The sequence below is a fragment of the Flavobacterium sufflavum genome (assembly GCF_004016525.1).
GTDB lineage: Bacteria > Bacteroidota > Bacteroidia > Flavobacteriales > Flavobacteriaceae > Flavobacterium > Flavobacterium sufflavum.
Window position 1 is genome coordinate 131,592 of sequence record NZ_SACJ01000001.1, and the last position, 19,343, is coordinate 150,934.

The following is a 19,343-nucleotide window of genomic DNA, read 5'->3' on the forward strand; positions in this document are numbered from 1 at the left end:
AAATATTTTAATGATAAGCTTAAAAGTAAAGTAGTATTAAACAATACTTACAGGAGGCCCCCGGTGTGCATACAAACTCCCCGAGAAAGGAATAATCTCTTTTTGATCTTTACTAAAAAAAGGGATTGCCCTAAAATCAGAAAAAAAATGGTAACTTATAAATTTGGGATATAGACAACTTCCAAATGCAAACTGGCAAATGGCACAATGCTCAAATGTCTTGTGCTGGTGAGTGAGTTCAGCCTTATTCTGTGTAGGATTGTGAACACAGAATTTATGTGAAAGTTGTTTTTCTAAATGCTCATAACTATGAAAAGACTGAAACAGTATCGAGAACAATACCGCCGCTGCCAAAGTAAAACTATATAGGAGCTGTTTTCTTTTCATCATTTGCAAAGTTAAGCGGTGGAATTAAGAAATCCTAATTGGGTAGATTAACGTAAGAAATACTTAAATCTTCTTTAAATAATTTGTAAGAATATTTTAATATATTTGACTCAAATAAAATCTGACAGCTATCAAACCTATAAAGTTGTTGACAGATATTTTAAAAAAATGCTATAATGAAACATATTTTTTTATTTATCTTTTTATCTATTTCCTATTCTACATTTTCTCAAGAAGATGCTTTTTCAAGATTTGTAACATTACCTAATTACAATGATCTCAAAAATGCTAAAGTGAAAACTTTAAATATAGATGATATTTCATACACTAAACAAAATAACAAAATAGATACATCAAAAATTAGCACTAAAATTGAATTTTTAAAAAATGGTTTGTTTTCAAAAATTACTACTTCCAATTTTAATAAATATTATAAAAATCAGAGATTAATTGAGTTTGATAAATCAGGCAGACCAATAGTTATTTTTAACAAGAGAAATGATTCCCTTTCTGTTTTAGCCAAACAGTTTTTTTCCAATTCCCGAAAACAACCAGATTGCATAAACATTTACGAAAAAGGAAAAAAATTAGGTGAACAATATATAAATCATTTTAAAAATAATCTTTTAGTAAAACAAGAATACTTCCTACAAGATACACTCAAACACTACCATCAATATACTTATGATAATAAAAGACAAGTAATAAAAGAGAAACTTCACAATACTCCAAATGGATTTGGGATAACTTGGGATAAAAGTATTACTGGAGATAAAACCGTAAAAAACTTGTTTCCTAATGATTCTACTCTCTATTCGTACAAAACTATTAATGATACTTTAATTACAATAAAGAACAAGACGAGTTCATCTTTTAAAGAAATAACAAAAAAATACACCAATAAAGATTATATATTAGATATTAAAGAAGAATATTTTAGAGATTTTTTAGAGAGAAGCACACATACATATACTTATAATTCAAAAGATTCAATTACAATTTTAAATTATTCTTATTATTCAAACAAAGAAAAAACGTCCTATTATAAAATTATGGAAAATTCTAAATTTTCTATTTACAGAAGAAAATCTGATTTCTTTAATGACAAAGAAGAACATACTGAGACTACCCAAATTGAAACAATATTAGATTCACATAAAAACTGGATAAAAAAAATCTATTCAAAGGATAATTTTATTTCTAAGATTGTTACAAGAGAAATCGAATATTATGATTAACAAAATCAACTGTTATCTTACAAATCTTTCTCTTAACTTCAATAAATCCTATATTTAACCCATAAAAAAAGCTTCTCAATCGAGAAGCTTTCTGTTTATAAAAAGTATTTAGTATTATACTAAGTTGTTAGCCACTAAATATTCCGCGATTTGAATCGTGTTTGTAGCAGCACCTTTTCTTAGGTTATCAGCAACAACCCACATGTTTAGAGTATTTGGTTGAGACTCATCTCTTCTTAATCTACCTACGAACACTTCGTTTTTACCTTGAGCAAAAAGAGGCATTGGGTATTCAAACTCTTTCAAGTTATCCTGAACAATTACTCCGTCAGTATTTTCAAGGATGCTTCTTACTTCGTTGATGTCAAAATCATTTGAAAACTCCACGTTGATTGCCTCAGAGTGTCCACCTACGATAGGCACACGAACAGCAGTAGCCGTAACTGCAATAGTATTATCACTTAAGATTTTTTTAGTCTCACGAACTAATTTCATCTCTTCTTTAGTGTATCCGTTTTCTTCAAAAACATCACATTGAGGAATTGCATTACGGTGGATTTGGTATTTGTAAGCCATATCACCATCAATTCCTGCATATTCGTTTTCTAATTGTTTTACCGCTTTTACACCAGTTCCTGTAATAGATTGGTAAGTAGAAACGATAACTCTCTTAACGTTGTATTTTTTATGTAATGGAGCTAAAGCCAAAACCATTTGGATAGTAGAACAGTTTGGGTTAGCAATGATTTTATCTTCTTTAGTTAATTCGCCAGCATTGATTTCAGGAACTACTAATTTTTTAGTTGGATCCATTCTCCAAGCTGAAGAGTTATCAATTACAGTAGTTCCAGCGGCAGCAAATTTTGGTGCCCATTCTAATGAAGTATCTCCACCTGCAGAGAATAAAGCTATTTCCGGTTTCATATCCACAGCAGTAGCCAATCCTACCACTTTGTATGTTTTACCTTGAAATTCCATTTCTTTCCCTACTGATCTCTCAGAAGCCACAAGGATTAATTCGTCATTAGCAGTAACAAAATTTCTTTCTGCCAATACTTGTAACATTACTTCTCCAACCATTCCGGTTGCACCTACAACTGCTATTTTCATAGTATATTTTTATTATTGAATATTAAATTTGAACTGCAAAAGTAATTAATATCCAAGCCAAAACAATGACGTTCACAAAAAGTAACAAAAAGTTAAAAATATAACACAAAAGAAAAACCACCCGTTTCTGAGTGGTTTAGTTGAACATATAGTGAAGCGGTATTACTTTTTCAATAAATCTCTAATTTGAGTAAGCAATTCTTCCTGAGTTGGCCCGGCTGGTGCAGCAGGAGCAGCAACTTCTTCTTTCTTTTTAGCTTTCTCAGCAGCCCTTAAAACCACAAAGATAAAAAAGGAAATAATTACGAAATTAATAATCGCCTGTACTAAGTTACCATAAGTAATTACAGCAGCTCCAGCAGCTTTAGCAGCAGCTAAATCAGCATAGCTATTTCCGTCTAAAGTGATAAATTTTGTTGTAAAATCAACCCCACCTGTTATTAGACCAACAATTGGCATAATAACATCGTCTACAGCAGAACCCACAATTTTACCAAAAGCACCACCAATTACAACGGCAGTTGCTAAACTCAATACGTCACCTTTCATTAGAGAGGCTTTAAAATCGCTAAAAAATCCCATACTTATCTGTTTTAAGTTAAACTTCTTTCCGATTCCTAAATTAACACTTTTTTTTAACAAGAAAACAATTCAAAGTAAAAAATGCATTAGCGATAAAACACCCGTTTCACTCTCTGGGAAATACTCGTTAGTATTTCATACGGAATCGTATTTAACTTTTCGGCAATAAAAGAGACATTTGGATTCTCGCCAAAAATAATCACATCATCACCTTCGGCACAATCAATTTCGGTTACGTCCACCATCAACATATCCATGCAAACACTTCCTAAGATAACCGCATTTTTTCCATTAATAAGCATATAACCTACGCCATTACCCCAGGCTCTCGAAATTCCATCGGCATAACCAATAGGAATTGTGGCGACCTTAGTTTCTTTTTCGGCCATAAATCTTCGGCCATAACCCACACTTTCCCCTGTACCAATAGTTCTGATTTGCGAAATAATAGATTTCAAAGTACCCACATTTTCTAAATATTTCTGTTCATTGGCATCATTAGAAACCCCGTAAAGTCCAATTCCTAAACGCACCATATCAAATTGTGTGTCCGGAAAATTACTGATTCCCGAAGTATTCAAAATGTGACGAATAGGTTTAATCTCTAATTCGCTCATTATTTTAGTTGACAATCTACCGAACAACTGAATTTGCGAAAGCGCAAAATCATAATATTTTACATCATCGCTGGTAGCCATATGCGACAGAATACTTTGAACTTTTACTGTTGAATTTCCTTTTAAAGTCGAAATCAACTCATCAATAGTATTTTCTTCAAAACCCAGACGGTGCATGCCTGTATCGAGTTTAATATGAATTGGGAAATGTTGCAGATTTTTTTGCTTTGCAATTTTAAGAAAGGCGTGCAATCCTTTCAAACTATAAATCTCAGGCTCTAAGCGATGCTGAATAATGGCCGAAAAACTAGTACTTTCAGGGTTCAACACCATAATAGGCAATTTGATTCCGCCATTTTTCAACGAAATTCCTTCATCGGCGAAAGCCACACCCAAATAATCCACTTTGTGATGTTCCAGTAATTTGGCAATTTCGAGTCCGCCATTTCCATAACCAAAAGCCTTCACCATCACCATGATCTTCACCTTTGGCTTCAATTTCGATTTAAAAAAATTCAGATTGTAACTAATGGCGTTCAGGTTAATTTCCAAAACCGTTTCATGGGTTTTCTCTTCTAACAAAGTCACTATTTCCTCAAACTGAAACGAACGCGCTCCTTTTATCAAAATACTTTCATTGGAGAAATCCAGCTTTTCAAAATTCGAAATAAAATCAGCTGTAGTTTTGAATGTAATGCAATTCGAAAACTGATCTTTAAACTCCGAGATAGTTTCTCCAATTCCGATAACACGATTAATTTTGTTCGAAACAATTAACTGCGCCACTTTAGCATACAATTGCTCATTAGGAAAACCACTTTGAAAAATATCCGAAAGGATTACCGTTTTCTTTTGAAATTGATTCTGGCTTTCCAACACATCCAAGGCAATCTTCAAAGACTGAAAATCCGAACTGTAACTATCATCAACAATACTACAATTATTGATTCCGTTTTTTACTTCCAAGCGCATCTCGACCGGAAAAAGCATTTCCATTCTCGATTGGATGACATCACTTTCGTAATCAAAATACAACAACACCATCAAACTCGAAATAGCATTTTCGATAGAAGCCTTATCCACAAAAGGGATTTTTAACTCATACGAATTCCCTTTGTATTTATAAGACAATGTAGTTTCATGATTGGCAATTTCTTTGTTAAACACAAAAACATCGGCATTCTCCTCTTTAAAACTCCACGAAAAAGCTTTTGTTTTAGGATTTATATAGTTTTCAACCTGAGAGTTTTTTTGATAAATCAAAACGGCAGCATCTTGAAACAACAGCATTTTTTGTTGGATTTTTTCTTCCAAATCAGTAAAGCCTTCATCATGTGAAGAACCGATATTGGTCAAAACACCAATGGTAGGTTTTATAATTTTTTCCAGTTTATCCATTTCAGAAACGGTAGAAATTCCCGCTTCAAAAATGCCCAGATTGTGTTTCTCATTAATGGCAATTACCGACAAAGGAACACCCACCTGGGAATTGTAACTTTTAGGACTTCGAATCACATTATAATCCGGACTCAACAGGAAATTAAGCCATTCTTTGACAATGGTTTTTCCGTTACTTCCCGTTAAACCAATAATTGGAAAATGAAAAAGACTGCGGTAGTATGCCGCAAATTGTTGCAATGCAACAAGCGTATTTTTGACAACTAAAAAATTAGCCTGACCGTTACATTCTTCAGGAATATGAGTCACAACAAAATTTTGTACCCCTATGGCAATTAAATCCCTGATATAATGATGCGCATCATTATTGGGACCAACCAAAGCAAAAAACAGCGTATGCTCATTATTTTGCAAGGAGCGACTGTCAATCGAAATATTATCTATTATTGCTTCGGGATGGTTTCCAAACCATTTTGCATCCAGAATTGGAATACTGTTTTTTATTATTATACTCATCGAATTGAAAAGAAGTTAAGGCAAACTATGCTTCATCAAAAATAAGACTTCTTTTGAAACTGAAGCCTTGTATAAGAATTTAAAAGAATGTTAAATATAATTCAATCTTTTAATTTAGAAAAAGACTTTTTACCAGATTCGCTATATTTGTGAGTCTAAGTTATTTTCAAAAAATGCCAAAAAGAATTCTTCCTTTTTTTTCCTATCTTTTTCATCCGGTATTTATCCCGATATATGCCACCCTTTTTTATCTTTTTTCAAATCATTCTTATTTTTTCAATAAAGAAAAATACATAGTCTTACTTCAGGTAAGCATCATCACATTTGTAATACCAATTATGTTCTTTTTCCTGTTGAAGTTAACCGGAAAAATTACCTCTATAATGGTACCTGAATTGTCTGAACGTAAATTCCCCTTAGTTATTCAATGTTTTCTGATTATTCTTTTGGTTCGAAAAAGCATTACCTTGGAACTTTATCCCGAACTGCATTTTTTCTTTTTAGGTGCTTTGATGAGTACACTCATTGCATTATCGCTTTTGTTTTTTAACACAAAAGTCAGTCTTCACATGATGGGACTAAGTGCTTTGGCTTTTTTTGTCTTCGGCTTAAGTCTGCATCACCAAACTCCAAATACTGCCCTAATAATTTTTCTGGTATTAATGAATGGTGTTGTGGCCTCATCAAGATTGATAATGAAAGCGCACACTCCTAAAGAACTGATTATGGGAGTACTTTTAGGCAGTATCCCACAAATTCTTTTGCTGTATGTATGGTTATAAAATATAGAAAATCACACCTATGGTAACGGCATTCATATCGATCTTCTTTCCGTCAATTTCAGCCGATTTAAAAACAGGATTCAAACCATAATAAGCATACACATTTAAGGTATTAAATCCTGCTGACAGATAAAGGCCGTAAAGTAATTTATTGAAATCGGCATTATTAGTAATCACTACCCGGCCTTCATTATTTTCAAGAACAGATTTACTATAAACCAAATAACTAAATTTCATACCGCCATAAATTCTCCAAAACTTATAACTCTCATAAGTAGATGTTCTCCATCTGAATTCAAGAGGCACATCGACTAATAACTGAGTGAACTTGTTTTTATCAAAATTAGATTGCGAACCTAGAACAGTATAAATTGCATCTTGGGCGGTTCCGCTAATTCCGATATTTTGATTGTAATTATTATAACTAAGTCCTAAACCAGATGCAAAAGCTACGGTTCTGTCTTTATTAACAGGCATATCCCTGAGAAAACCTCCTGAAATCCCAATTGAAAATTTTTGTTGAGAGGCATCTTCCGGCATTTGTTTCAACGTATTATAGGTAAACCCAAAATAAAACTGGTCTTCTCTGTACAAAGAATCTATTTTTACCTCTTTTACTTCTTTCTTAGGCTGCGCTCCTCCTTGTGCAAAAACACTAAAAAAAGACAGCAATAGCAAAACACTAAAAAATAATTTTTCTTTAAATGGGTTAAGAAGTAAGTCCATCATTAGCTGTTTTTATTAAATACTTTACAAATATAACTGATTCAATGTAGCGATGATTTATTAAACAAAAAAGGAGCAAAAAAATTGCACAATTTCATTCAGAAATTCAAAACGTCAACATAGTTTTTACAACTTTACACTCAAATAAACAAACACTAAAACCAAAAGGAGTATTACTTTATAAATAACAAAAGAAGTGAACCTAATTTTATTAGATTTGCTTTGACAATCTTTGCGGGCACAGGTGAATAACTGTGCAATCGGAAAAATACTTTGAGGAGCAATTCCACTATTTAAGAACTATTTTTAAGGAACACTTCGAGAAGCTGGGTTTATTAAAACTAATCCATAGAGCATAATGCATATATAAAAATACGAAAAATCTTCTTTTTTTATAAAACTATTTATATATATTTGTTTTCAACAAGACGGATTTTTTTTCACAAACTGACGTTATTAATACTTAAAACAGTATTTTAAGCTTTAAAGAAAATCATGATTAGAAAAAGAAACTTAGTTCTATTTTTGTCCATTTTAGTCCTATTACTATCAATCTCCTTATCCTTTTATAATAGGCTTAAAGTTGTTACAATTCCTATTGAATTATACTCTGATTTTATTGTTGTTCCAACTACTATCAATGGAATTACCTATCATTTTATACTAGATACAGGTGCTCCCACATGTATTTCAGAAGATATATTTAAAAAACTTAAATTAGAGGTAAAAGATTCTATAAAAGGTGTAGATTTTTTTGGTAATAAAAAATGGGTAAAACAAACAACAATTTCAAGTTTACAACTTAAAAACTTTGAAATCAACAATAGGACAGTTAGTGTTGTAAAAGTGTTACAGCCTTTTAAACACAAAAAAATAGTGATAGATGGCTATTTAGGCAGTGATACTTTTACTAATTTAATTATTAAAATTGACACAAAAAATAAGCAACTTAAAGTATCAAAATCACATTTTAATATGAAACACGAAAAAACTAGTTCTGTAAAATTTAATACTTTCGGAACTCAAAACACACCTTTATTGCTAACATCCTATTCAGACGGTTCTTGCAAAGATACGACCCTCTTTGATACAGGTTCCAGAAGATTGTATGAAATTAAAATGGATTCTTACAATAAGCTAATTTCTAATAATAGTATTAAAAAAGAGAATATAATTGGTACTGTAGCAAGTAAGGATAATTATAGCTCAGGTCTGTTTGGAAAACATAACGATACAACAATCAATTATTTTGCAAAAATTGATTCCGTAAGCATAGGAAAGTTAGTAATGCATGGATTTCCAGTACTTACTTGTTCGAATAAACATTATTCTATAATTGGAGCACAATTTTTGAAATATGGCATAGTAACTTTCGATTTTAAAAATAAAGTATTCTTTTTTGAGCCATATAAATAACTAATGGAAACAGCTAAGAATTTCTGTGTACACCCGCTCTGGAATAGTCTCTGTCTTTGCCCTCACAATTATGAGAAAATAGTACCCGATCGCTCGGACTTGTAGCATTTAGGCAAACGTTAGCGCAGGCATTTGTCTGTGCCCACAGCAGTGAGCAAACAAAACAAGTCAAAATACAAAAGCTATATCATCTTTATCTTTGTGCTTTTACAAAAAAAGGAGCAAAAAAATTGCTCCTTTTTAATACTATTTAATTTTGATTTCCTCTGATTCCTCTTTCAAGACCTCTTAACTCAGCAAGACCTCTTAATCGACCGATAGCTGAATAACCCGGATTCATTTTCTTGTCCAAATCGTCAAGCATTTGGTGACCATGATCGGGACGCATTGGCAATCTGTAATCTGGACGACCATTAGCAATTCTCTTATCTTGTTCTTCCACAATTGCTTTCATCACACCATACATATCCACATCGCCATCTAAATGATCCGCTTCGTAGAAATTACCTTCCGCATCACGTTTAGTTGCTCTTAAATGGATAAAGTTAATACGATGACCTAATCGTTGCACCATACCTACTAAATCGTTGTCTGCTCTTACACCGTAAGAACCAGTACAAAAACACAAACCATTGCTTTTGCTATCCACAACTTCAATCAATTGTTTTGCATCAGCTTCAGTACTTACCACTCTTGGCAAACCTAAAATAGCATAAGGCGGATCATCAGGATGAATTGCCATCACAATTCCTGCTTTTTCAGCTGCCGGAATAATTTCTTTCAAGAATTCGTATAAATTATTTCTCAATTCGGCATCGCCAATTTCAGCATAATCATCTAAAGCTACTTGTAATTGCTCTACTGTATATCCTTCTTCAGCTCCTGGCAATCCGGCAATAATGTTTTTAACCAATAATGTTTTTTGGTCTTCGTTCATAGCTTCGAAAACGGTAGTAGCCTTAGCAATTTCTTCAGCAGTATAATCATTTTCAGCTCCTTTTCTTTTTAACAAAAACAATTCGAAAGCTGCAAATTCCATTCGGTCAAAACGCAAAGCTTTAGAACCATCTTCTACTTCAAAAGCCAAATCCGTTCTGGTCCAGTCTAAAACCGGCATGAAATTGTAACAAACGGTATCAATTCCGCAAGCTCCAAGATTTGCTATACTTTGACAGTAGTTTTCAATGTATTTTTTATAATCTCCTTTACGGGTTTTAATATTCTCATGAACAGGAATACTTTCTACCACTGACCATGTCAATCCAGCATCTTCAATTTCTTTTTTTCTTTTTTGAATTTCTTCCACTGTCCAAACAGTTCCATTTGGAATATGGTGCAAAGCCGTTACAATTCCTGTTGCTCCTGCCATTTTAATATGAGAAAGTGGCACAGTATCTTTTGGTCCGTACCATCTCCAAGTTTGTTCTATTCCCATTGTATTTTGATTATATGTGTGTGTTAAACTCCTGAATACGCTAAAAATCCACCATCTACAGCAACTACAATTCCTGTTACAAAACGAGAAGCAGGATTACATAGCCAAAGTAATGTACTATCTAAATCATTTGGTTCACCAAATCGTCCCATTGGTGTTTGTGAAAGAATCTTATTTCCTCTTTCGGTAAGACTTCCGTCTTCAGTAGTCAATAAAGTTCTGTTTTGTTCCGTTAAGAAAAAACCTGGCGAAAGTGCATTCACTCGAATCCCTTCTTTAGCAAAATAAACCGATAACCATTCTGTTAAATTACTGATAGCGGCTTTGGCAGCGCTGTAAGCAACCACTTTTGTCAACGGATGAAAAGCACTTACCGAAGAAATATTCAAGATACTACATCCTTCTCTTCCTATCATATCAGCAGCAAAAATCTGAGTTGGTAACAAAGTACCAATAAAATTAAGATCAAATACAAAACGCAATCCTTCAGTATCTAAACCAAAAAAAGTTTGTAATCCTGTAGTTTTATTTTCTCTGTCAAAAAAAACATCAGCACTAGTTCCTTTTGGGTGATTTCCTCCCGCTCCATTAATCAGAATATCAACTAATCCTAATTGCTCATTAATTTCCTGATGTGCTTTTCTTAAACTGTCTTCATCACAAACATCAGCAGAAACGCCTAAGGCTTTTCCACCAGCACTATTAATTTCGGCAGCTAATTTTTGAGCTTTTACTAAGTCTCTTCCTAATATTGCAACCTTAGCCCCTTGTTTTGCCAGTGCGTTTGTAAATCCGGCACCTAATACTCCAGCACCTCCAGTTATTACGACTACTTTATCTTTTAGCCCTTTAATTATATCCATTCCAGTCTTTTTTTGTAAGTTTTAGCGAAACTACAAAAAAAGATTTATTTATTTCCTTTTATCGTTACTTTAAGGGGGTTAGCAATTATTTCGGCTTGTTTTTGTAATAAAGTATCCCAATCAGCTACGTTAGTAACTTGACCGCTTTTTTGCCAGGCAAAACCGGCATAATATATTAACTTATTTTCTTTTGGATGTGTTATTACCAACAAATCGCTATGGTCTTTTAGCTTTGAAACATTTGCAAAAGCATCACGAACTAACTTTGGATTTAAAACAATTCCTTCCCCTAAGAAAACCCCATCGATTGTCTCCCCATGGCGAAACCAACCTTCTTTTTTATTAATTTTTACTTCGCCTTTATTTTCATGCAAAGAAATACCTGTGGCATAATTTGGAAGCGGTTTATTGACATCAATCGAAATTTCGAACTTAGAAAAATTCGAACCTAAATCTAACGAAATCCTTTTGGTTTCTTTTACTTCATACGAACTCCAAGGCGCATACGTTAATTCGAAAACAGTGCGTAATGGCCCAACTGAAATGGTTTTATAACTCACAAAATTTTTAGAAACTGCCAATTTGTTGTCTTCCCAAATCCCGCTTCCTCCAGTACCGCGACTCGCGCCCACCTGATACGGGTCATAACCTTCGCCGTGATCAATATGGTAATAACCCGGTTTTTTCAGGTTCTCGCCGTACCATTTATTGATGATGGATTTATCCGTTCTTTTTAACCAAAGATCGATTCCGCTGGTTAATGTTCCTTCTGGACGATTTTCTTCTACTCTTTTTTGCGCATCAGGACCATAGGTTCTAAAAGCCACTTTATCATTTTCCCAGGCATAATCATCGGTGCGTTCTGGCACAAAACGGGAATAAGTTGTAATTGTACTTTCAGGCAAAGCTATAGTTCCATCAAAAACTATTTCGTAATTCGTTTTGGCTTTAGCCGGAACCTCAGCCTGAAACAACAATTCATCAGCCACTCCATCCTGATTAAAATCTACCCATTGTAAAACAACATATTCAGATGTTCCTTCTTTTTTAATTCGCAAATCGTTCGCTTTATTTCCTTTCAACAAATCTGAAAGTTGTTTGCCCGAAACAGACAGAATTTCTTTTCGCGAAAAACCGAGATTATTTTTCACTGAAATTTTCACTGATTTATTTTGGGCATTAGCCAATATTGAAAACAAAAAAAATACCAATAAACACTTAAACATCAAACTTATATAGTTTTTCATAGCTTATAACAGAGCTTTACATTTTAATTTCACCATTAAGAAATTAAGAGCCATTAAGCCTAAATTTTCTTAATTCCTTAATGGTTAAAAATGGTTTAATTTATTTCTTAACAGGCTGAATACCTTCTAATGTAGGTTTAGCAGCAATGATATTTCCTTCTTCATCAAAATAAAGTCGGTCAATACATACTTCTCTATTATATCCGGCTGCACGCCCCATAGTAATTCCTTTTGGGATAGTAAAACGGTGGTACACAATATACCATTCGTCAGTACCCGGAATTTGAATTACCGAGTTGTGTCCTGTTCCATAGATTCCCTGAGAAGGATCTTTAGCCAATATCAAATTATCTTTAGGAATACTTAACGAACCCAACGGGGAAGTGGTTGTAGCATAACGCACTCTATAATTCTCGCTTCGCGTATCATCTTCAGACCATAAGAAATAATATTTCCCTTTGCGATAGAAAACTTCGGTTCCTTCTCTAAAAGTCTTATCCGGATTCAACACCGTAAGTGTCTTTTCATTCACCGAAATCATATCATCATTCAATTCAACTCCCACCATAAATCCGTTTCCATAATACAAATAACTTTTTCCGGAAACAGGATCAGTAAAAGCATCCGGATCAATAATTTGACCTCTTGTAATTCCGTTAGGTTTTGTTGCCACTAATGGTTTTCCAATATCAGTAAATGGTCCTTGAGGATTATCGCTTACTGCTACACCTATTTTGGCATCGCCTGTATAATAAAAGAAATAACGGTATTGACCATTTATTTTCTTCTCGGCTGCCGTAGGCGCCCAGGCCTTTACATCAGTCCAGGAAACATCTTTTTTCAAGTCTAACAACATGCCATCATCAACCCAATCCACTAAATTAGTTGACGAAAAACTCTTGAAATAATCGCCACTCCATTCGTTAAAACCATCGCTAGTAGGATACAAGTGAAAACGATTGTCCTTGTTCGAATAAAGGATTTCAGGATCGGCATAATAACCCGTCAATGATGGATTATTTCTAACCACCGCTTCTACATCAAAAGACATTTTGCCTAAATCGCCCATTTCAAAATCGTACTTCACCGCTTTTTGAGAGAAATCCTGAGCTCCTGCAGGACTTACCGAGGCTCCTTGATTTACTTTGAATTCAGGATCAAAATGTTTCAAATCGGTTCCGTTTTTTACAGGAAGCAACATCTTTTTGTTTTCAAGATCAATAATAACGTTGTTTTGTTTGATTGCCGCCGATTGAGCTCCTGCAATTTCACCATTTGGAAACCATCCAAATTTATTGATTAATGACTGTGCTTCCGATTTTGTTATTGGTAAAACGGTACCATGTCTTGGATGGAAATTCATCGAAACATTTTCATCAATCACCTTGAAATTTTTCAAATCAGTCGAAGATGTAAACTGATATTTCCCTTTTCGGTACATATCATACATCAAAATATAAGTATCCGAATTGTTTAGTTTGAAAACTCCCGAACCTTCAACCGATTCATTGGTTTGATCAACATATTCATCCTTCAACACATATCCTGAAGTCAACTTATCTGAAATTGCCACTTTAATTCCTTTATCAGCGGTGTCTTCTGTTTTTAAGAACAAATGAAATTTTCCGTCTTTTTCTATAATATCAGCATCAATGCAAGAGCCTTTTGTAGGACTAAAAAACAGTTGTTTTGGAACTGTCTCCAAAGCCGTAAAATCTTTATTGGCATACGAATAATAAACAATATCTTTTCCACCAGGTTGTAACATCGAGAAGTATACCATGTATTTCTTAGCCTTAGCATCATAAATAGTTTGCGGTGCCCACACACGGCTTACGTCTTTAAATCCGGCAAACACTTTTGAAATATCTACTTTTGAAGAAGTCCAATTCACCAAATCACTCGATTTCAACAGTATCATGGCCTGATTATCCCAACCATTGGCGGTTTGCAAATCGGTAACGGTCATGTAAAAAGTTTTGCCATCGGCTGATCTTAAAATATGAGGATCGCGAACACCGCCAGTTGTACTGATTGCTTCCGAAACAATAACGGGTTTATTATCATTCAAAGCATAATAATTATAAGCGTCTTTACTGATTGCAAAACGGATGGCTTCTTCCGATTTTGCATTTCCTGTAAAATAGACAAACAAGTAAGCAGTTGTATTCTCGGCTACTTTTTTAGTCACACTGCAAGAAGAAAACAACACTAAAATTAGACTTATCGAAGTGGTAAAAAATGCGGATTGTATTCGTTTCATATTATTTTAATCGAATTATTAATTATTTGGAGCTATCAAACTCAAGGTATAACTATAGCTGTATTTTGGTGCGGTTAGCAAATATTGCTCATGTGGCAGTGATTTCCAGCTATCATCTCCTCCCAAACCACGTTGTGCTAAATCTACATGTACAAATACCGTATCTTGTGGTTTAACATCATTAAGGTGACGTTGATTTTTAGTAGCTCCCGGATCTAGAGATTCTGTTGAAACATTTAGCGTACTAAAACCTAAAGCTTGCTCTCCTGTAATTTTCAAACCTAATCCTTTATCATTTTGCAAGCTAAACCATCTTGTATCTGTTTTATTACCGCATTCCTGTGGACGCATGTATTCCCAAACAAATTGGTTTGCCACTTTGTCTTGGTAAGTGCCTACAAAAGAAGCCGTTTTTCTATCGGAATAATTTTCTATTGGACCACGACCGTAATAATTCAAATTCTCATAAGCTCCCGGAAGTTCCAAACGCATACCAAAACGAGGGATTTCCGGTAAATTTTTATCTGTTTTGTCTATGCTGGCCGTTACTTTTATTTCTCCATTATTTTGGATTACATAATTTACGGTGTAAGGCGTATTGGCTCCAGCCAAAACATATTGAACATCTATTGGTAAACCTTGCTCCGTTTGTTTCCCTACCGTAACCGATTTTACTTCAGGATTTAAATGAGCATTTTTCCAAACAGCTAATTTTTCCGGCATTTTGTTTCCAAAATCATTATCTGTTGGTGCTCTCCAAAAGTAAGGTGTTGGAAAATTAGTTATGATTGGAGCACTTTCGTTTTTAAAATTATAACTCGTAATTGCTCCTTTAGCCAAGTCAAAAGTTCCAGCAATTGTTTTTGTTTCAAAAGATAAAATGCTTCCGCTCTTCTTGATTTTTAAAGCTGACTTTTTCGAAATTTCGACTGTTTTCTCAGCGAAAAAATTCCCGTTTCCAATAGCAAATTGCTCTCTGGCTACCTCGTGGTTTACCGGAACTACGTCGGTCGCAGTTTTAGTATAAGCATAGACATTCAGGAAATATTCTCCTTTTTCGTTTAAAGCTTCAATAGGCAAATCGATAGTCACACTTTCTTGAGGTTCACAATCTACATTGAATGTTTTTTCCTGAACTAACTGACCATTTTTAACTAATTCAAATTTGAATTGGTATTGATTCAAATTGGTATAATGGAAAATATTTTTAATAGTCAATTGGTTTAATCCTTTTAGACTAAACAAAATACTTTGATATACTTTCTTAACTTCAACCAGTGATGGATGTGGAATACGATTGGTACTTATCAAACCATCGGCACTGGAATTTTCATCATGATGCAATTTTTCAGCTCCTAAATCGCCTCCATAAGCGTAAAAAGGCGTTCCATTTTTGTCTTTGGTTTTAATTCCCTGATCTACCCAATCCCAGATAAAACCACCTTGCATGTGAGGACTGCTATTAATAATATCCCAATATTCCTGAAAATTACCACTACTATTTCCCATAGCATGTGCATACTCACACATAATAAAAGGACGTGTTTTATCAGTTGCAGCAGCATATTCTTTCATATACTTGATAGTTGGATACATTGGCACAACAATATCAGTATCGGCATTTTCTTTAGCCTGTTCAAATTGCACCGGACGGGATGCATCTCTATTTTTCAACCATTTATAGGCATCATAAAAAACAGGACCATTGCCGCACTCATTCCCCATAGACCATATAATAACCGATGGATGATTTTTATCGATCTCTAACATACGTTTGATACGATCCAAATGCGCCGGAAACCACATTGGTACATAAGAAGGATGTCTGGACTCAGCCGAAATATTTTGTCCCTCAACTCCCATTCCGTGACTTTCCACATTGGCTTCATCTACCACATACATTCCATATTCATCACATAATTGATACAAATATGGATCATGCGGATAATGACTCATTCTGATGGCATTGATGTTATTTTGTTTCATCAATTCTATATCTCTACGCATTGTTGGGTGGTCAGGAGTGTGTCCTTTGGTTTCATGATGATCCTGAGTATTTACACCACGCACCAATATTGCTTTACCATTAACTAAAAGTTGGGCATTTTTAATTTCCACTTTTCTAAAACCTGCTTTCCCATAAATTACCGAATTCTCAGCAGGATTAGCAGTTTCTAATTTTAGAATATAACGGTATAAATAAGGAGTTTCCGAGCTCCATTTATTCACATTGTTTACAACTGAATTAAAGACAACTTCTTTGGTCGCATTGGTAACTTTTTTAGTTTCGGCATATACTTTTTGTCCCTGAGCATCCACTAATGTTAAAGTCAGATTGGCATTTTTAATTTTGTTTAACTGAAAAGCTCTTAATTGAACCGTAGTTTTAAAAATTCCATTGGTATAATTTTCATCTAAATCGGCATTTACAAAATAATCCCAAATGGTGAATTTAGGTGTAGCCTGCAAAAACACATCACGCTCAATACCACTCAACCTCCAGAAATCCTGATCTTCTAAATAACTTCCATCATGCCAACGGAAAACCTGAACCGCCAATACATTTTCTCCTTTTTGTAAAAACGAAGTCACATCAAATTCGGCTGCTGTTTTTGCGGCTTTGCTCATTCCTACTTCTTTTCCGTTAAGGTAAACACGGGCATAACCTGAAATGGATCCAAAGTGTAATATCACTTCTTTGCCATTCCAATTTTCAGGCACGGTGAATGTTTTTCTATAACTTCCTACCGGATTGTAATTATTATCTACAAAGGGGGGATTTCGCGGAAAAGGATAAGTGATATTCGTATAAATAGGAATATCAAATCCCTGCAATTCCCAGTTAGATGGCACAGGAATAGTAGCCCAACTTTTATCATCCAAATCCACTTTATAAAAATCCTGCGGACGATCGACTGGCTTTTTAACGATATTAAATTTCCATTCACCATTTAAACTTTGATAATAAGCCGAAGTTTCCGGTTTATTTGAAGCCGCTACAGTCTCGTTTTGATACAAAACAAATGAAGTTCTCCCTGCTTCTTTGTTTCGCTCTACTGCCTCAGGATTCTCCCATTCATTTTTTTGTTGCTGTGCCGTTATGGCTTGCACAGCTAACAAAAGCGCAAAAATTATTTTACTTCTCATTTTTAATCTATTTTGGTGGTTTTTAGTGTGTGCGTTTTTTGCTATTTAGCTTGTAATAAAGGTAACTTTTTAAGTTCTAAAACTTGTACCGGCTGAGGTTCTACCTTTGCTAATCCTTCTCCATCGGCCTGACTTACATTTTGAGAAAAAATATGCAATTGTTTTTTCTCTTTCCAAAGTTCCTTATCAAAATTTGGCTCCCATTGTCCTACCGTTAAACGGCTGATATCTTCTAATTTCCATTGTTTTTTATCCAAATTAGTATACCCCAATGTTATTTTGTTATCTCTCTCCTCATCTCTAAAAAGCAGATACAACATGGATTTGTTTACTAAAATTTCAGGGCGTGAAATTGGAATTCTTTTAGTTCCTCCACCTCCCAAAGTGAAAGAGTTTTTATGAAAATCAGTATTGATTAAATTCCATTTTCCATCTAATAAATAAACCACTTTATACTGCGGTACAGCATCATTATTCCAATAACTTGCAATATAAGGATTTCCCACCTCATCCACAGTCATTGCTGTTTGATTGATTAAACTACTGTTTTGTGGCACTTCCCAAGCGTGTTCAGCAGTTGCCTTGGTTATTGGTAAATTGTATTTTTCACCAGTAGATTTTTGCCAGGTCTTCCCACCATCAGCCGAAAAAGCATAGCAAATAGTATTATTAGTAGACACATCCCAACTTTCTCTCCAAACCCAGGAAATATAAATTCCTTTTTTGCCTACACACATTTGCCAGTAGGCACTACGTTGATTTTCTCCATCAATTAAATTATTTTGTAAGGAAGTCCACTTTTGGGTTTTTACATCATACACTTTCATAATCATATTCCCTCGTCCTGAAGCCCCCGAACGGTAACAAAACAACAATTTCCCATCAGGCAAATTATGAAATTCAGGATAGGTAACTTTAGCCTCATCTTTGCCGGTCATGGCTTGCTCCTCACCCAATTCTAAACTATAAGGAGCTTTAGCTTTTGCGTATCGCAAACGTGTATCATGATGATCCCAACTCACGTGAAGATAACCGGCAGCATCTATTACAATGCTAATATCATTATGCGCATCTTTTACATTACCGCTGTAAGGAGTGATTACTTTTTCCCATTTATCAGTATTCAAATTGCGCTTTGCCAAAACCATTTTCCCTTCAGGATTGTAATAAGCGGTATATTGTACATTCTTAAAAGTAGTGAGCGCACTGTTTCTAAAAATAACGGTATTAACCGAATTATTGCTCCAGCCTAAACCAATTTCGCTTTCCTTAGTTTTTAGCTGAGCATTGACTACTACAGAAAAAAACAAGCTTATTAAGAACAAATTTTTAACTATTGAAATCTGCTTACTTAATTGATTCCCTAAACTTACATTCATCACTTTTCTTTTATAAAACCCAAATTAATATTGCTGACAAAAATTGCTTTTCAAAAAACCAGAATAAAATAGCAAATCTATTTTTTTTTAATGTTTTTTTTATGGAGTAATTAACAAATGTATGTACAACATTTACAAATACAAACCAGTACCAACCAGTTTTTGAATTTCTCTACCAGATACAGGTTTACACAAACCAAATCATCAATAAAATACTTAGCAAACAAATCCAGCTCT

At 34.2% G+C, this 19,343-nt stretch carries 14 protein-coding genes; 3 read left to right on the forward strand and 11 right to left on the reverse strand.

Features of this window, described 5'->3' with window-relative positions; genetic code table 11:
- Positions 1–36: 36 nt before the first annotated feature.
- On the reverse strand, positions 37–390 hold the full coding sequence (locus EOD40_RS00425; RefSeq protein ID WP_128192931.1) for a hypothetical protein: 354 nt from the start codon (positions 388–390) through the stop codon (positions 37–39).
- Between the two features lie 173 nt (positions 391–563).
- Between EOD40_RS00425 and EOD40_RS00430 the strand changes: the two genes are divergently transcribed.
- Positions 564–1,625 carry a hypothetical protein gene (locus EOD40_RS00430; RefSeq protein WP_128192932.1) on the forward strand — a complete coding sequence of 354 codons (1,062 nt, stop codon included), beginning with the start codon at positions 564–566 and terminating at the stop codon, positions 1,623–1,625.
- Between the two features lie 114 nt (positions 1,626–1,739).
- Here EOD40_RS00430 and EOD40_RS00435 read toward each other — a convergent pair whose 3' ends face one another.
- The 3 genes from EOD40_RS00435 to EOD40_RS00445 form a co-directional block, all read right to left on the reverse strand.
- Entirely contained in the window at positions 1,740–2,735 is a 996-nt protein-coding gene (locus EOD40_RS00435; protein WP_128192933.1) for an aspartate-semialdehyde dehydrogenase, read from the reverse strand.
- A 162-nt stretch (positions 2,736–2,897) separates the two neighbouring features.
- Positions 2,898–3,317, reverse strand: a complete 420-nt coding sequence (gene mscL, locus EOD40_RS00440; RefSeq protein ID WP_128192934.1) for a large conductance mechanosensitive channel protein MscL — start codon at positions 3,315–3,317, stop codon at positions 2,898–2,900.
- Positions 3,318–3,403: 86 nt separating this feature from the next.
- Positions 3,404–5,848 (reverse strand): bifunctional UDP-N-acetylmuramoyl-tripeptide:D-alanyl-D-alanine ligase/alanine racemase, encoded by a 2,445-nt coding sequence (locus tag EOD40_RS00445; RefSeq protein ID WP_128192935.1) that lies wholly within the window; start codon positions 5,846–5,848, stop codon positions 3,404–3,406.
- Between the two features lie 173 nt (positions 5,849–6,021).
- Here EOD40_RS00445 and EOD40_RS00450 point away from each other — a divergent pair, with 173 nt between their 5' ends.
- A complete protein-coding gene (locus EOD40_RS00450) occupies positions 6,022–6,630 on the forward strand; it encodes a hypothetical protein (RefSeq protein ID WP_128192936.1) in 609 nt (202 codons plus the stop codon).
- On the opposite strand, the gene EOD40_RS00455 is transcribed toward EOD40_RS00450, so the two are convergent.
- Entirely contained in the window at positions 6,625–7,359 is a 735-nt protein-coding gene (locus EOD40_RS00455) for a porin family protein (protein WP_231129548.1), read from the reverse strand. The genes EOD40_RS00450 and EOD40_RS00455 overlap by 6 nt on opposite strands.
- A gap of 492 nt (positions 7,360–7,851) precedes the next feature.
- On the opposite strand from EOD40_RS00455, the gene EOD40_RS00460 reads away from it, so the two are divergent.
- Complete coding sequence (locus tag EOD40_RS00460) at positions 7,852–8,772, forward strand: retropepsin-like aspartic protease (protein ID WP_128192937.1); 921 nt, start codon at positions 7,852–7,854, stop codon at positions 8,770–8,772.
- 250 nt (positions 8,773–9,022) lie between these two features.
- Here the strand turns inward: EOD40_RS00460 and uxuA are convergent, their stop codons facing one another.
- The 6 genes from uxuA to EOD40_RS00490 all read right to left on the reverse strand — a co-directional run bounded on the left by uxuA (position 9,023) and on the right by EOD40_RS00490 (position 19,106).
- On the reverse strand, positions 9,023–10,201 hold the full coding sequence (uxuA, locus tag EOD40_RS00465; RefSeq protein WP_196781408.1) for a mannonate dehydratase: 1,179 nt from the start codon (positions 10,199–10,201) through the stop codon (positions 9,023–9,025).
- Positions 10,202–10,230: 29 nt separating this feature from the next.
- Positions 10,231–11,070, reverse strand: coding sequence for an SDR family oxidoreductase (locus EOD40_RS00470; protein WP_128192939.1), 840 nt, complete (start codon positions 11,068–11,070; stop codon positions 10,231–10,233).
- Between the two features lie 44 nt (positions 11,071–11,114).
- Positions 11,115–12,221 (reverse strand): DUF4861 family protein, encoded by a 1,107-nt coding sequence (locus EOD40_RS00475; protein WP_231129549.1) that lies wholly within the window; start codon positions 12,219–12,221, stop codon positions 11,115–11,117.
- A 196-nt stretch (positions 12,222–12,417) separates the two neighbouring features.
- Positions 12,418–14,580, reverse strand: a complete 2,163-nt coding sequence (locus tag EOD40_RS00480) for a family 43 glycosylhydrolase (protein ID WP_128192941.1) — start codon at positions 14,578–14,580, stop codon at positions 12,418–12,420.
- Positions 14,581–14,598: 18 nt separating this feature from the next.
- Positions 14,599–17,727: a glycoside hydrolase family 2 TIM barrel-domain containing protein gene (locus EOD40_RS00485; protein WP_128192942.1), complete on the reverse strand. Its 3,129-nt coding sequence runs from the start codon at positions 17,725–17,727 to the stop codon at positions 14,599–14,601.
- 41 nt (positions 17,728–17,768) lie between these two features.
- Positions 17,769–19,106: a BNR repeat-containing protein gene (locus EOD40_RS00490; RefSeq protein WP_128192943.1), complete on the reverse strand. Its 1,338-nt coding sequence runs from the start codon at positions 19,104–19,106 to the stop codon at positions 17,769–17,771.
- Positions 19,107–19,343: the final 237 nt, after the last annotated feature.